This is a genomic window from Aureimonas frigidaquae (assembly GCF_001463905.1).
Lineage (GTDB): Bacteria > Pseudomonadota > Alphaproteobacteria > Rhizobiales > Rhizobiaceae > Aureimonas > Aureimonas frigidaquae.
This window is the reverse complement of record NZ_BBWR01000019.1, coordinates 50,102-63,158: the sequence shown is the minus strand read 5'-3', so window position 1 is coordinate 63,158 and position 13,057 is coordinate 50,102. Positions and strand designations below refer to the sequence as shown.

Here is a 13,057-nt window from a genome sequence, read left to right as displayed (position 1 = left end):
GCCCCCCTAGCGCGCCAGGATCAGGCCGGCATCGGGCGGGAAGCTCAAGTGAACCTCCTCGTCCCAGCCGATCTGTTCGGGCGCGACGCGCTGCGCGTTGATGACCGTCGCCCGCACGATCGTCCCGCTGTCGAGCTTGACGTTGAAGAGCGTGACGTCGCCGAGATAGGCGATGTCCCACACCGTGCCTTTGACGACATTCATACCCGGCAGGTCCGATGGCCGGCGGCTGAGCTGGATCTTTTCCGGGCGGATCGCGAAGGCCGCCGCATCGCCTTTGGCCAGCGTCGGCGCGTTGTCGACGGTGATGGTCGTGCCCTCGGCGGCCAGGCGCAGCCTGTCGCTGGAACTGTCCTCCACCGTGCCCTCCAGGATCGACACATTGCCGATGAAGTCGGCCACGTAGCGCGATGTCGGGGCCTCGTACAGAATCGCCGGCGTGGCGACCTGTTCGATCCGCCCGGCGCGCATGACGGCGATCCGATCCGACATGGTCATGGCCTCCTCCTGATCATGCGTCACGATCACGAAGGTCAGGCCGAGCTCCTGCTGCAGGTCCATCAGCTCGAACTGGGTTTCCTCGCGCAGCTTCTTGTCGAGCGCGCCGAGCGGCTCGTCGAGCAGGAGCACCTTCGGCTTCTTGGCCAGCGAGCGCGCCAGCGCCACGCGCTGCTGCTGGCCCCCGGAAAGCTGCTGCGGCTTGCGCTTGGCGTAAGGGGTCAGCTTGACGAGCTTGAGCATCTCCGCAACGCGGTCGCTTATTTCGGAGCGCGCCATGCCGTCCTGCTTCAGGCCGAAGGCGATGTTGCTTTCCACGCTCATATGCGGGAACAGCGCATAGGACTGGAACATCATGTTGAGCGGACGCCGATAGGGCGGGACGCCCGTCAGGCTCTGCCCGCCGAGCCGGATATCGCCCGATGTCGGCGCCTCGAAGCCGGCCAGCATGCGCAGCAGCGTGGACTTGCCGCATCCCGAGGGGCCGAGAAGCGCGAAGAACTCCCGCGTGTAGATATCGAGCGACAGATCGTCGACGGCGTTGAAATCGCCGAAGGTCTTGACGACATGGTCGAACTCGATGAGCGGCCGGGCGCTCGGATCGTTCCATGGATCGAAGTTGCGCCGGATGTTGCCGAGTGATTTCAGCGTGGTCGCCATACCCATCCCCTATGCGAATGCATGACCGGGGCGGTGCGCCGCCCCGGCAGTCCAGAGAGTTGCGGGCGCTTACTGCCCGGTGCGCACGGTGGTGAAGGCGCGGGTCACCATGCGCTGGGCGCGCGCGTCGTAGGGGAGCTTGATGTACAGCTTCTCGAGCGTGGCGGCATCGGGATAGACGCCGGGATCGTTGTGGATCTCCGGATCGATCAGATCCTGCGATGCGAGGTTGCCATTGGCATAGACGACATAGTCGGTCGCCTTGGCGATGACCTCCGGCCGCATCATGTAGTTGATGAAGGTGTGGGCGGCGTCCACATGCGGTGCATCGGCGGGAATCGCCATCTGGTCGAACCACATCATGGCGCCTTCCTTCGGGATGGAATAGGCGATCTCGACGCCGGCGCCCGCTTCCTCGGCGCGGTCGCGCGCCTGGAAGATATCGCCCGAAAAGCCGACGGCCACGCAGATATCGCCATTGGCGAGGGCGTTGATGTATTCCGACGAGTGGAACTTGCGGATATAGGGCCGGACCTTGAGCAACAGGTCGGTCGCCTTCTGGATATCCTCCTGCGTCGCGGCGTCGGGATCGACGCCCAGATAGTTCAACGCCGCCGGAATGATCTCCCCGGGCGAGTCCAGCATGTCGATGCCGCAGCCGGCCAGCTTCTGCGCATATTGCGGATCGAAGACCAGGGCCCAGCTGTCGGTCGGGGCATCGGGCAGGAGTTCGGCCACCTTGGCCGTGTTGTAGCCGATGCCCGTCGTTCCCCACATGTAGTTGACGCTGTAGGCATTGTCGGGATCGAAGGCCGCGACGCGTTCCTGGATCAGCGGCCACATGTTGGTGATGTTGGGCAGCTTGGACCGGTCCAGCTTCTGGAAGACGCCGGCCTGGATCTGGCGCGCCAGATACTCGGCGGACGGCACCACGATATCGTATCCGCTGCCGCCCGCCAGCATGCGGGTTTCCAGGATCTCGTTCGAATCATAGGTGTCGTAGGTGACGCGGATACCGGTCTCGCGCGTGAAGTCCTCGATGATGGACGGGTCGATATAATCCGACCAGTTATAGATGTTGAGGCGCTGTTCCTGGGCTGCGGCCTGCGTGGTCAGAGCCAGGAGGGCGGTCAGGGCGAGGAGGCGGCGTTTGGACAAGATCACGGTTCTCCACGGTGGGAATGGCCTTTAGGCAAACTATTTCCGAGAGCGCTAGGGAATGGTAGCCCCTGCGCAAAATTTCATCGGACCTTCGTATTGCGTATCATGTAGACGGCATCCGGCCCATAGGGGGCGAGCTTGTCCCGCATGCGGTCCTGGGCCACGACATCGAAGCCGAACCGCCCCCAGAAGCCGCCGGTCCCGTAGACGGAGATGAGCGTGGCCTGCGGATACGCCTCTGCCAGAAGGAGCAGTTGGCGCACGCCCAGCGCTGCCTCGCCCCGGCCACGCCGCTCCGGCGCCACGACAAGGTCGTGGATGTAGAAGGTATCGGCATCCGGCGCGATCGCCGGCAGGAGCGTGGCGAGCGGCGGCGGCGCATCCCGCCGGATCGGATGCGAGACGGCATAGCCCGCGATGGTGCCCTCCGCGTCCAGGACCAGGCAGCCCGCCGGATAGACGGCCAGCCGGTTGGCGAAGATTTCCGGTCCTTCGGGCAGCTCGGGATGGATTCGCTCCGACAAAGCGTGGACGGCCGGCAGGTCGGCCGCCACCATGGCGCGCCAGCGGCCGCTCATCGATGCTTCTGCCCGGAGCCGTAGAAGATCTTCTCCCAGGCCTTGTGCGCCTTGTAGCCCTCGCGGATGAACGGGGTGAAGACCGCCATGTTCAGGACGGCCTTGTTGGTCAGCCTGGCCGGAAACTTCAAGGGCTTCTCGAAATCCACGAAGAGCACCACACGCACCGCGTCCGAGTGATTCCAGGCTTCGTGCTCGAAGGCGTCGTCGAAGATCAGCGCCTTGCCCTCTTCCCAATGGCACAGCCGGTCGGCGACCCGGATGCCGACCTTGTCCGGCTGGTCCGGCACGATCAGGCCGAGATGGAAGCGCAGGACGCCATTATAGGGCCCGCGATGCGGCGGCAGGTGCTTGCCGGGTTCGAAGATGGAGAACATGGCCGACTTCAGGCCGGGGATCTTCTGCAGGATGCGCCAGGTTTCCGGGCACTGGCGGATCGCCTCTTCCGAGCGGATGCCGTAGCCGCACAGGAAGAAGGTCTTCCAGTTGCTGTCGGAGGAAATGGAGCGCACCTCCGACGATATTTCGTGAAAGGCGGGCAGCTCGCCCTTGCGCACCAGGATCCGGTCAAGCTCCGTGCGGATGGTCTTCCATTCCGCCTCGACATCGGCGGCCCAGGGGAAGACCGAATTGTCGTAAACCGGCGGGTTGCCGACGGCCGAATAGTTGAGGTTCCAGGCCTCCGCGCCGTCCACCATGCGCTGCACGGCCCGCGCCATGACGCCGTTGCGGCTCATCGTATCTTCCAGGCCGGCGGTCTTGGCCTTCTGGCCCTTATCCTGCGTCGTACTCACATCATGCTCCTTACTGGAAGTCGAAGGCGGACAGGCCGCCGACCCAGGCATCGAGGCCGAGCGGCCGGGTCAAGGGCGGTTCGGCCCGGGACAGGCAGGCGGGACGCTCGCACAGGCGGCAAGCCGGCCCGATCGCCACCGGATCGCTCGCCGGGCCCGGACCGGCATAGTTGAGTTTGTGGCGGAATGCGACGTCGCAGGCAAGGAGGATCGCCGTGCGCCGGACCCGCTCGCGCGCGCCGGTCTGCAGGCCGTCCAGCGTTCGTGCGATCGTCACATAGGCCGTCCCGTCCGGGAGGACGACATCCTCCACGATGAGCCGGCCGGGCTCGGCAAAGGCTGCGTGGACGGCCAGCTTGACGCAGCCGCCCCCGAACCGGCGAAGCGGAAAACCCTGCGCCCCGGCCCGTTGCAGCCGGTTGCCCGCCGCGTCCACCTCCATCATGAAGAAGGGCACGCCGGGCGCAGCCTGCCGCACCAGGCTGGTCAGCCGGCCGGCAACGTCGGCAAAACCCGTCTGGAAGCGCGCTGCCAGAAGGTCGACATCGTAGCCGACGCGCTCGGCCGCCGCCTGAAAGGCCCCATAGGGCATGGTCAGCGCCCGGCCGGCATAGCGCGTCACCTCCAGCATCGCGAGGCGCCGTGCCTCGTCGCTGGCCAGCGGCAGGCTCGCCACCTCCGCATGGATCGCATCCGACAGGGCAAGGCCGGCCACCTCCACGGCGACCTCGCGCAGCCGGTCGGCGGCCGACAGGCGCTCCGACAGGAACAGGCGCCGCGAATGCCGGTCGAAGCGGCGGCGCCAGAGCGGCATGGCATCTGGCGGAAGCAGCCGCACCGAAATGTCGTGCGCCTGGCGCAGATGGCCGCGCAGCACGCCATAAGCGTCGTCCCCCAGGGCGATGCGCCCGGCAAGCGCCTCGGCCTCGGCATCCACGCGGGGGAAGTAATGCGCGCGATCCTCGAAGAGTTCGCGCACTTCGTCGAGGGGCAGGCGCGAGCCGGCGGCATCGAGCACCTTGCCCTGGCCGGCCAGGAGGACCGACAGGTCGGACAGCCGGGCCTCGGTCTCCTTGTAGGCGCGATAGAGCTTGATGATCCCGGCGGCCGCGTTGGGCGTGGTCTCCGCAAGGTCGACCAGTTCCTGCGGACCCGGCAGTTCACTGGCCAGCAGCGGATCGGCGAAAGCCTGCTTCAGCCCGGCCTGCAAGCCATCACCCGACTGAGCCCGCAGGACCGAGAGGTCCACATCGTAGACCTCGGCAAGGCGCAAAAGGATCTGGACCGTCAGCGGGCGCTGGTTGCGTTCCAGAAGGTTGAGATAGGACGGGGATATGCCGAGCGCCGCCGCCATGGCCGATTGGGTCAGCTTCAGGCCGGCGCGCAGCCGGCGCAGGCGCGGCCCGGCAAACAGTTTGTTCTGCCCCATGTCGCCGCCCCTCCCGACCCGACGCCTTTACAGGATTTACAGCACGACAGTCCGGCCCTGTCAAAAGGCGCACATCGCGACACGTTTCCAGGCCTCAAACCGCGCCCGCTCCCTTGGGTCCGGGCGCACAACTTGTCACAACTGCCCTCGACGGCACGGCATCGCGACGTCCGGGCCGGAACGGGAGAAACGCAGTCATGACCGATTTTTACAAGCTCGTCCCAGGCGCACCCAAGGGGCGGTTCGACCGGACCCACCGCAGCTACGGCGCCGATGACGTGCAGCGGTTGAGGGGATCGCTCCAGATCCGCTACACGCTGGCCGAGAACGGGGCGAACCGCCTTTGGGAGCTTCTGCACCGGGAGGCTTTCGTCAACGCGCTCGGAGCGATGACCGGCAACCAGGCCATGCAGATGGTGCGGGCGGGGCTGAAGGCGATCTATCTGTCCGGCTGGCAGGTGGCGGCCGATGCGAACACGGCCTCGGCCATGTATCCGGACCAGTCGCTCTATCCCGCCAACGCCGCCCCGGAATTGTGCCGGCGGATCAACCGGACGCTGCAGCGGGCCGATCAGATCGAGCATGCGGAAGGCAGCGAGAGCGTCGAAACCTGGTTCGCGCCCATCGTCGCGGATGCCGAGGCCGGCTTCGGCGGTCCGCTCAACGCCTTCGAGATCATGAAAGCCTTCATCGAGGCCGGCGCGGCCGGCGTTCATTTCGAGGATCAGCTGGCCTCCGAAAAGAAGTGCGGCCATCTGGGCGGCAAGGTGCTGATTCCCACCTCTGCACATATTCGCAACCTGACGGCCGCGCGGCTGGCGGCCGACGTGATGGGCGTGCCGACGCTCGTCATCGCCCGCACGGATGCCGAGGCGGCCAAGCTGATCACGTCCGACATCGACGAGCGTGACAAGCCCTTCGTCGATTACAATGCCGGGCGGACGGCGGAAGGCTTCTACCGGGTGCGCAACGGGCTGGAGCCCTGCATCGCGCGGGCCATCGCCTACGCGCCGCACGCCGATCTGATCTGGTGCGAAACGTCCAAGCCCGATCTGGAACAGGCGCGGCGCTTTGCCGAAGCGGTGCGGCGCGAGCATCCGGACCAGATGCTGGCCTATAATTGCTCGCCCTCCTTCAACTGGCGCAAGAACCTCGACGATGCGACCATCGCACGCTTCCAGCGGGAACTCGGCGCCATGGGCTACCGCTTCCAGTTCATCACGCTGGCGGGTTTCCACCAGCTCAATTTCGGCATGTTCGAACTGGCACGCGGCTATCGCGACCGGCAGATGGAAGCCTATTGCGAGCTGCAGGAAGCCGAGTTCGCGGCGGAAGGGCGCGGCTATACCGCGACCAAGCACCAGCGCGAGGTGGGCACCGGCTACTTCGATGCCGTCAGCCTGGCCATCACGGGTGGCCAGTCCTCCACCACCGCCATGAGCGAATCCACCGAAAGCGCGCAGTTCCGCCCCGCGGCGGAATGATGCGGCAGGCACACGAGCCCATCCACAGGAGAAAGCGACAATGAGCCTCGTCATGGAAGACAAGCGCCCCCGCACCCGCGTCCGCGAACGGGCGGAGGAACAGAGTGCCGATTTGGGCGCGCAGCAGCAGGCGGCGATCCGCAGCCTTGCCAACGATCTGCACCGCCTGAACCAGGCCGTCATGAAGGCGGTCGAGGAAGGGCTCTCGGTCGAGCTCGTCCGCTCGTCCCGCCACCATTCCGGCAATGGCTGCTGGGGTGACCTTCTCGTGCCGGTGATCCTGCGCACGGAGCGCTAAAACCCGCCCCAACCGGCAGCATGGCGTTCCCCGCCTGTTGCCGGTTGCATGCGGCCATGGCTATCATCCGCGCCACGAGAGAATTCTCCAGCGAAGGGCTGCATGGCCAAACGTCCCAAACCACCCAAGTCGGAGGCGGGAACGCCTTCCCGGATCCGGTCCAGCGGCGTGCGAAGCACGGCCGGGCTGCAGCGCGGAGAAAGCGGGCGCAGCGTTTCGGGCTTTGCAACCCCGACGCGCCGGCGCCCCACCTTCCTCGACTCCCGCCGCGGCGTCGCCAACATGGACGAGGCCCGGGCCTGGCTGGCCGAACGGCAGATCGAGGATGTCGAATGCATTACGCCGGACCTTGCCGGCGTTGCCCGCGGCAAGATGATGCCGGCCAACAAATTCACCGGCAACACCTCGCTCGCGCTGCCCTCCGCCCTCTTCATGCATACGATTTCCGGGGAGTATCCGGAGGAGACGGGCCAGTTCCGCTATTCCCCCATCGACGGGGACCTGAAGCTCGTTCCCGACTTCACCACCATCGCCGAAGTCCCCTGGGAGAGCGATCCGACGGCCGCCATCATCTGCGATCTGGTGGACGTCAACGGCAAGGATGTCGGCTACTCGCCCCGCAACGTCCTGAAGCGGGTCGTCGCCCTGTATGAGGAGCGTGGCTGGCAGCCCATCGTGGCGCCGGAGATCGAGTTCTACCTCGTGTCGCGCAATGTCGATCCGGACTATCCGCTGACCCCGCCCATCGGCAAGTCCGGCCGGCAGATCCAGAGCGGGCAGGCCTACTCGATCAGCGGGATCAACGAGTTCGACGAGCTGATCGACGATATCTACCATTTCTCCGACCGGCAGGGGCTGGAGATCGACACGCTCATCCACGAGGACGGCGCCGCGCAGCTCGAGATCAACCTGCGGCACGGCCATCCGGTGGAACTGGCCGATCAGGTCTTCATGTTCAAGCGCACGATCCGCGAAGCGGCCATGAAGCACGATATCTACGCGACCTTCATGGCCAAGCCGATCCAGGGGCAACCCGGCTCGGCCATGCATATCCACCAGTCGGTGGTGGATCGCGGTTCGGGACGCAACATTTTTTCCGACGCCGATGGCGCCCCCTCGCGCCACTTCTTCAATTTCATCGGCGGCATGCAGCGCTACGTGCCAGCGGCGCTGGTCATGATGGCGCCCTATGTGAACTCCTACCGGCGCCTGACCCACGGCATGAGCGCGCCGACCAACAATGCCTGGGGCTACGATAACCGCACCACGGCCTTCCGGGTGCCGACCTCCGAGCCCGCGGCGCGCCGGGTCGAAAACAGGCTCCCCTCCTCCGACGCCAACCCCTATCTGGCGCTCGCCGCTTCGCTGGCCTGCGGCTATCTCGGCCTGACGCAGGAGATCGAGCCGGACCAGCCGACCGACCGGACCGTCAATGAAGACGGGATCATCTCCCTGCCGCGTGGGCTCCTGGAAGCCGTCGCCGCCTTCGAGGCGGAGGACTCGTTCCAGGAGGTGCTCGGCCGGGAGTTCCTCGGAACCTATGCCGGCATCAAGCGGGGCGAGTTCGAAACCTTCATGCAGGTGATCAGCCCCTGGGAGCGGGAATTCCTCCTCCTCAATGTCTGAGCGCCCCTACCAGTCCCCCATTTCGCCCGGACGTTCCTATTACGAGGACTCGGTCGCGGCCCGCCCGCGCCACCCGCCCCTTCAGGGCGACGCATCGGCGGATGTGGCCATTATCGGTGGCGGCTTCACGGGCCTGTCGGCCGCCGTCCACCTGGCGCGCGCCGGCGTCTCCACCATTCTTCTGGAGGCGCACCGCCTGGGCGATGGCGCCTCCGGCCGCAATGGCGGACAGTTCGGGACCGGCAACCGGCTCTGGCCCGAAGAGATCGAGCCGCAGATCGGCCTTGAGCGCAGCCGCCTCCTCTTTGCGCTGGCGCAGGAGGCCAAGCAGCACGTCCTGGATTTTGCGGCCGAGCACGCAATCGAAGCGGACATCGCCGCAGGACAACTTTCCGTCATTCATCGCCGTCGCTTCGCCGATGACTACCGGCGGCATGCCGACCGGATGGCCGAGGCTTACGACTATCCGCACCTTTCCTGGCATGCGCCGTCAGGCCTTGCGCCGCTGCTTGGCTCCACCGCCTATCATGGCGGGCTGCGCGATGCCGGAACCTACCATCTGAACCCGCTGAAGCTGCTCATCGGCACCGCCCGCGCCGCGCAGGCTGCCGGCGCACGGCTCCACGAGGATACGCACGTCGACCGCATCCGCCGGACCGGATCGGGCTTTGCGCTGGATACGCCCCACGGCATCGTCACCGCTTCCCGCGTGCTGATGGCCACCAATGCCCATGGCGGCACGCTCGACGCGGCGGCAGCCGCGCATATCATGCCGATCCGTTCCTACATGGTCGCGACCCAGCCCCTCGACGATCCGCAATCGGTCCTGCCCGGCGGCGAGGCGGTCGACGACTCCCGCTTCGTGGTGCGCTATTTCCGCAAGAGCGCGGATGGCAGGCTGCTCTTCGGCGGGCGCGAAGCCTATATGAGCGGCGACGGCGACATAGCCGGCCCGATCCTGCGCCAGATCGCGGAGATCTATCCGCACCTGGCCGCCACCGGAGTAACCCATGCCTGGGGCGGTTCGGTGGGGATCACCATGACGCGCATGCCCTATGTGGCCGTGCCCCAACCGGGCCTGACCGTGCTCGGCGGCTTCTCGGGCCACGGGGTAATGCTGTCCAACTATTTCGGGCGGCTCTATGCACAAGCGGTTTGCGGCGGCGAGGATCGCCTGCTTGCCTACCGCGACTTGCGCGTTCCAGCGTTCCCGGGCGGGCGTCGATTCCGCAACCCGTTGTTATTTCTTGCCATGAGCTGGTTTTCCCTTCGCGATCGTTTGTGATAGGCGGCGCCTATGGCTTGACGCAAAGGTGGCCCATGTCGAAACCCGCACCCGACAGATCCTCGCTCCGCTTTCTTCTGAGAGAGGGGACACGGGAGGAACATGATGGGCTCGACCGCTCCTTTGCCGCGCTGCTCCCCCCGCGCGACCGTGCCGTCTACCATCACTTCATCCGCATGAACCACGCGGCGCACGAAGCCGTCGAAACCTGGCTTGCCGATGGGCCGCTCATTGCCTGGCTGCCGGAATGGCCGAGCTGGAGCCGGCTCGACGATCTGCGCAGCGACATGGAGCATATGGGACTGGAGATCGTTTGCCGGCCACGCTTTTTACCGGGCGCATCCGCACTGCCCCAAAGCGTGGGCGTGGCCTATGTTCTGGAAGGCTCGCGCCTCGGCGCCGTCTACATTCACCGCGAAATGATCCGGCACGCCATCATGGACCATTGGCCGCAGGACAGCTTCGCCTACCTTGCCAAGTCAGGAGAGGGTCGCCATTTCACGACCCTGGCGACGCGCATGGTGGATCTGGACTTTTCGCCGGACGATCAGGCGCTGTGCATCGAAGCGGCGCGTGCGACCTTCGGCTATTTCGAAACGCTGCGCCAGCTGACCGGCCAGCCCGCGGACAAGGTGACGGAGACAGCTTGAGCCCTGACACCAGCGCGGTCGACTTCGTGGTGGACCTGACCAATTGCGACCGGGAGCCGATCCAGTTTCTCGGGTCCATCCAGCCTATCGGCTTCCTCCTGTGCGTTTCGACGGACTGGCTGATCCAGAGGGTCTCGGCCAACATTGCCGACTATGCCGGACAGAGCGTGGACGCGCTTCTGGGTGAACCGGTGGAGGCCCTGCTGCCGCAGGGCACCATTCACATGCTGCGCGGGCGCCTGCAGCTGCTGGCATCCCCGGATACACCCGAGCGCATCTTCAACGTCGACATCTTCGAGGATGATCGCCGCTTCGACGTGAGCCTTCACATTTCCGGCCAGTCCATCGTCATCGAGGTCGAGCCGCGCGCGGCGGAGACGGGAAATCCCGGTGCCTTGATCAAGACCATGATCACCCGGGTCCAGAAGGCGGAGACGCTGGCCAATCTGCACCGGGAATGCGTGCGGCAGCTGAGGGCCGTCACCGGCTTCGACCGGGTCATGCTCTACCGTTTCTCGGCCGACAATTCGGGACATGTCGTGGCCGAAGCGGCCCGGACGGGCATCGGCTCCTTCCTGGATCTTCATTATCCGGCATCCGATATTCCGGCGCAGGCGCGCACCCTGTACCTGCGCAACCCGATCCGGGTGATCGCCGACATCGATGCCCCTGGCGTTCCCGTCCTGCCGCTGCTCGATCCTTCGGGCAAGCCGCTGGACCTGTCGCTTGCTGGCCTGCGTTCGGTGTCGCCCATTCATCTGGAATACTTACGCAATATGGGCGTCGGCGCCTCCATGTCGGTGTCCGTCATCATCGATGGCAAGCTGTGGGGTCTTTTCGCGCTCCATCACTACCAGCCCCGCGTACTCGGCATGGAACTGCGCGCCGCCGTCGAGCTCTTTGCGCAGATGGTGTCCCTGACGATCGAGGGGCGGCTCAACAAGGAGCGGCGCCTGGCCGAGGAAGCCGCGCGGGAACTCCACGACCGTTTCATCTCCAAGATCGTGGCGTCCATGCCCTCCGCCGATGCCATGGCCGATTTCGGCGAAGAGCTGCGCGGCATCATCGCCTGCGACGGGTTCGTGGTCTGGGCCAAGGGCGAGGCCAAAGCATCCGGGCGCTGCCCCGGCACGGATGAGATCCGCCAGCTGGCCCGGTTCCTCAACCGCGCCGGTGCCAGCCGCATCTACGCCGCGGACAACTTGAGCGCTGTGCATCCGCCGGCCGAAGCCTATGTGGACGAAGCCGCGGGGGTCCTTGCCATCCCCATCTCACGCGCCCCGCGCGACTACATGCTCTTCTTCCGCCAGGAGATCGTCCAGACGGTCACCTGGGCCGGCGATCCCGCGACCAAGGAAAAGCAGATCGGCCCGCATGGTGCGCGGCTGACGCCGCGCAAGAGTTTCGACGCCTGGAAGCAGACGGTCTATGGCCGGTCCGAGCCCTGGTCGGAACGCGATCTGAAGGCCGCCGAGGCGCTGCGCGTCTCGATCCTCGAAATCCTCCTGCGCTTCAACGAGGAAACCGAGCGCCAGCAAGGTCTTGCGACGCAGCGCCAGGAACTGCTCATCGCCGAGCTGAACCACCGCGTTCGCAACATATTGAGCCTGATCCGCGCCATCGTGGCGCAGTCCAAGCCCGGCGCCAAGTCGGTAGAGGATTTCGCCCGGATCATCTCCGGCCGAGTGCAGGCCCTGGCGCGCGCGCATGACCAGATCACGACCGACAGTTTCCAGCCGGTTTCGCTCGGCAGCATCGTGCACACCGAAGTGTCGGCCTATATCGGCAACAAGGCCTCGCGCGTGGACGTGTCCGGGCCGCGGCTGGTGGTGGAGGCCTCCGCCTTCTCCACGCTGGCGCTGGTGTTCCACGAGCTCGTCACCAACTCGGCCAAATACGGCGCCCTGTCGGATTCCCGCGGGAGCGTGGCAGTTTCCACCATGGTGGACGATCATGGGAGCTGCCACATCGTCTGGCGCGAAAGCGGCGGCCCGGCGGTTCAGGCGCCGACACGGCGCGGCTTTGGCTCGACCATTATCGAACGGTCCATCCCGCACGATCTGGGCGGCGAGGCGAAGCTCGATTACCGGCTGGGCGGGCTCGTCGCCGAATTCATACTCCCGCCCAACACGTTCCGTCACGAACCGGATGGCGCTACCATCCAACAGACCGGCCGCGCCGGGGAGGCTGCCAATACCATGACCGACGCACCCGCACTCAGCCTGGACGGGCTGTCCGGCCTGATCGTGGAAGACAATATGATCATCTCGCTCGATGCCGAACAGCTCATGCTGGACAACGGCATGCGCACCGTCTTCACGGCGGCGAGCGTTGCCGATGCCGAGCGCATCATCGAGGAAGAGACGATCGACGTGGCCCTGCTCGACGTCAATCTCGGGCCGGAGACGTCCTTCCCGCTGGTCAAGCCGCTCAATGCACGCGGCGTGCCCTATGTCTTCGTGACGGGCTACGGCGAAAAGGTGGAATTGCCGGCGGAAGCCGCCGGGACAACGGCGATCAAGAAGCCCTTCGCCTCCGACGAGCTGATCGCCGCGCTGCGCAACGTGTTGAAGGACCGTTCCTGACGCCGCCGG

General features: G+C 65.9%; 11 protein-coding genes. 6 read left to right on the top strand and 5 right to left on the bottom strand.

Annotation, left to right across the window (positions count from 1 at the left end):
• Positions 1-6: 6 nt before the first annotated feature.
• The 5 genes from AUL30_RS18540 to AUL30_RS18520 all read right to left on the bottom strand — a co-directional run bounded on the left by AUL30_RS18540 (position 7) and on the right by AUL30_RS18520 (position 5,120).
• Complete coding sequence (locus AUL30_RS18540) at positions 7-1,146, bottom strand: ABC transporter ATP-binding protein (RefSeq protein WP_062229424.1); 1,140 nt, start codon at positions 1,144-1,146, stop codon at positions 7-9.
• Positions 1,147-1,227: 81 nt separating this feature from the next.
• On the bottom strand, positions 1,228-2,316 hold the full coding sequence (locus AUL30_RS18535; protein WP_062229423.1) for a polyamine ABC transporter substrate-binding protein: 1,089 nt from the start codon (positions 2,314-2,316) through the stop codon (positions 1,228-1,230).
• A gap of 83 nt (positions 2,317-2,399) precedes the next feature.
• Positions 2,400-2,897, bottom strand: a complete 498-nt coding sequence (locus AUL30_RS18530; protein ID WP_062229382.1) for a GNAT family N-acetyltransferase — start codon at positions 2,895-2,897, stop codon at positions 2,400-2,402.
• Positions 2,894-3,634 carry an aspartyl/asparaginyl beta-hydroxylase domain-containing protein gene (locus AUL30_RS18525; protein ID WP_192843089.1) on the bottom strand — a complete coding sequence of 247 codons (741 nt, stop codon included), beginning with the start codon at positions 3,632-3,634 and terminating at the stop codon, positions 2,894-2,896. The genes AUL30_RS18530 and AUL30_RS18525 overlap by 4 nt, the downstream gene beginning before the upstream one ends.
• A 67-nt stretch (positions 3,635-3,701) precedes the next feature.
• On the bottom strand, positions 3,702-5,120 hold the full coding sequence (locus tag AUL30_RS18520) for a helix-turn-helix domain-containing protein (protein WP_062229380.1): 1,419 nt from the start codon (positions 5,118-5,120) through the stop codon (positions 3,702-3,704).
• 197 nt (positions 5,121-5,317) lie between these two features.
• Here AUL30_RS18520 and aceA point away from each other — a divergent pair, with 197 nt between their 5' ends.
• The 6 genes from aceA (at position 5,318) to AUL30_RS18490 (ending at position 13,048) form a co-directional block, all read left to right on the top strand.
• Positions 5,318-6,604, top strand: coding sequence for an isocitrate lyase (gene aceA / locus AUL30_RS18515; RefSeq protein ID WP_062229379.1), 1,287 nt, complete (start codon positions 5,318-5,320; stop codon positions 6,602-6,604).
• 40 nt (positions 6,605-6,644) lie between these two features.
• Positions 6,645-6,902: an SMc00767 family acetate metabolism repressor gene (locus AUL30_RS18510; protein ID WP_244490893.1), complete on the top strand. Its 258-nt coding sequence runs from the start codon at positions 6,645-6,647 to the stop codon at positions 6,900-6,902.
• A gap of 102 nt (positions 6,903-7,004) precedes the next feature.
• Positions 7,005-8,528: a glutamine synthetase family protein gene (locus AUL30_RS18505; RefSeq protein WP_083508072.1), complete on the top strand. Its 1,524-nt coding sequence runs from the start codon at positions 7,005-7,007 to the stop codon at positions 8,526-8,528.
• Positions 8,521-9,813 carry an NAD(P)/FAD-dependent oxidoreductase gene (locus AUL30_RS18500; RefSeq protein WP_062229378.1) on the top strand — a complete coding sequence of 431 codons (1,293 nt, stop codon included), beginning with the start codon at positions 8,521-8,523 and terminating at the stop codon, positions 9,811-9,813. Before AUL30_RS18505 ends, AUL30_RS18500 begins: the two co-directional genes overlap by 8 nt.
• 35 nt (positions 9,814-9,848) lie before the next feature.
• Positions 9,849-10,463: a biliverdin-producing heme oxygenase gene (locus AUL30_RS20180; RefSeq protein WP_062229377.1), complete on the top strand. Its 615-nt coding sequence runs from the start codon at positions 9,849-9,851 to the stop codon at positions 10,461-10,463.
• Complete coding sequence (locus AUL30_RS18490; protein WP_062229376.1) at positions 10,460-13,048, top strand: HWE histidine kinase domain-containing protein; 2,589 nt, start codon at positions 10,460-10,462, stop codon at positions 13,046-13,048. Before AUL30_RS20180 ends, AUL30_RS18490 begins: the two co-directional genes overlap by 4 nt.
• Positions 13,049-13,057 lie beyond the last annotated feature (9 nt).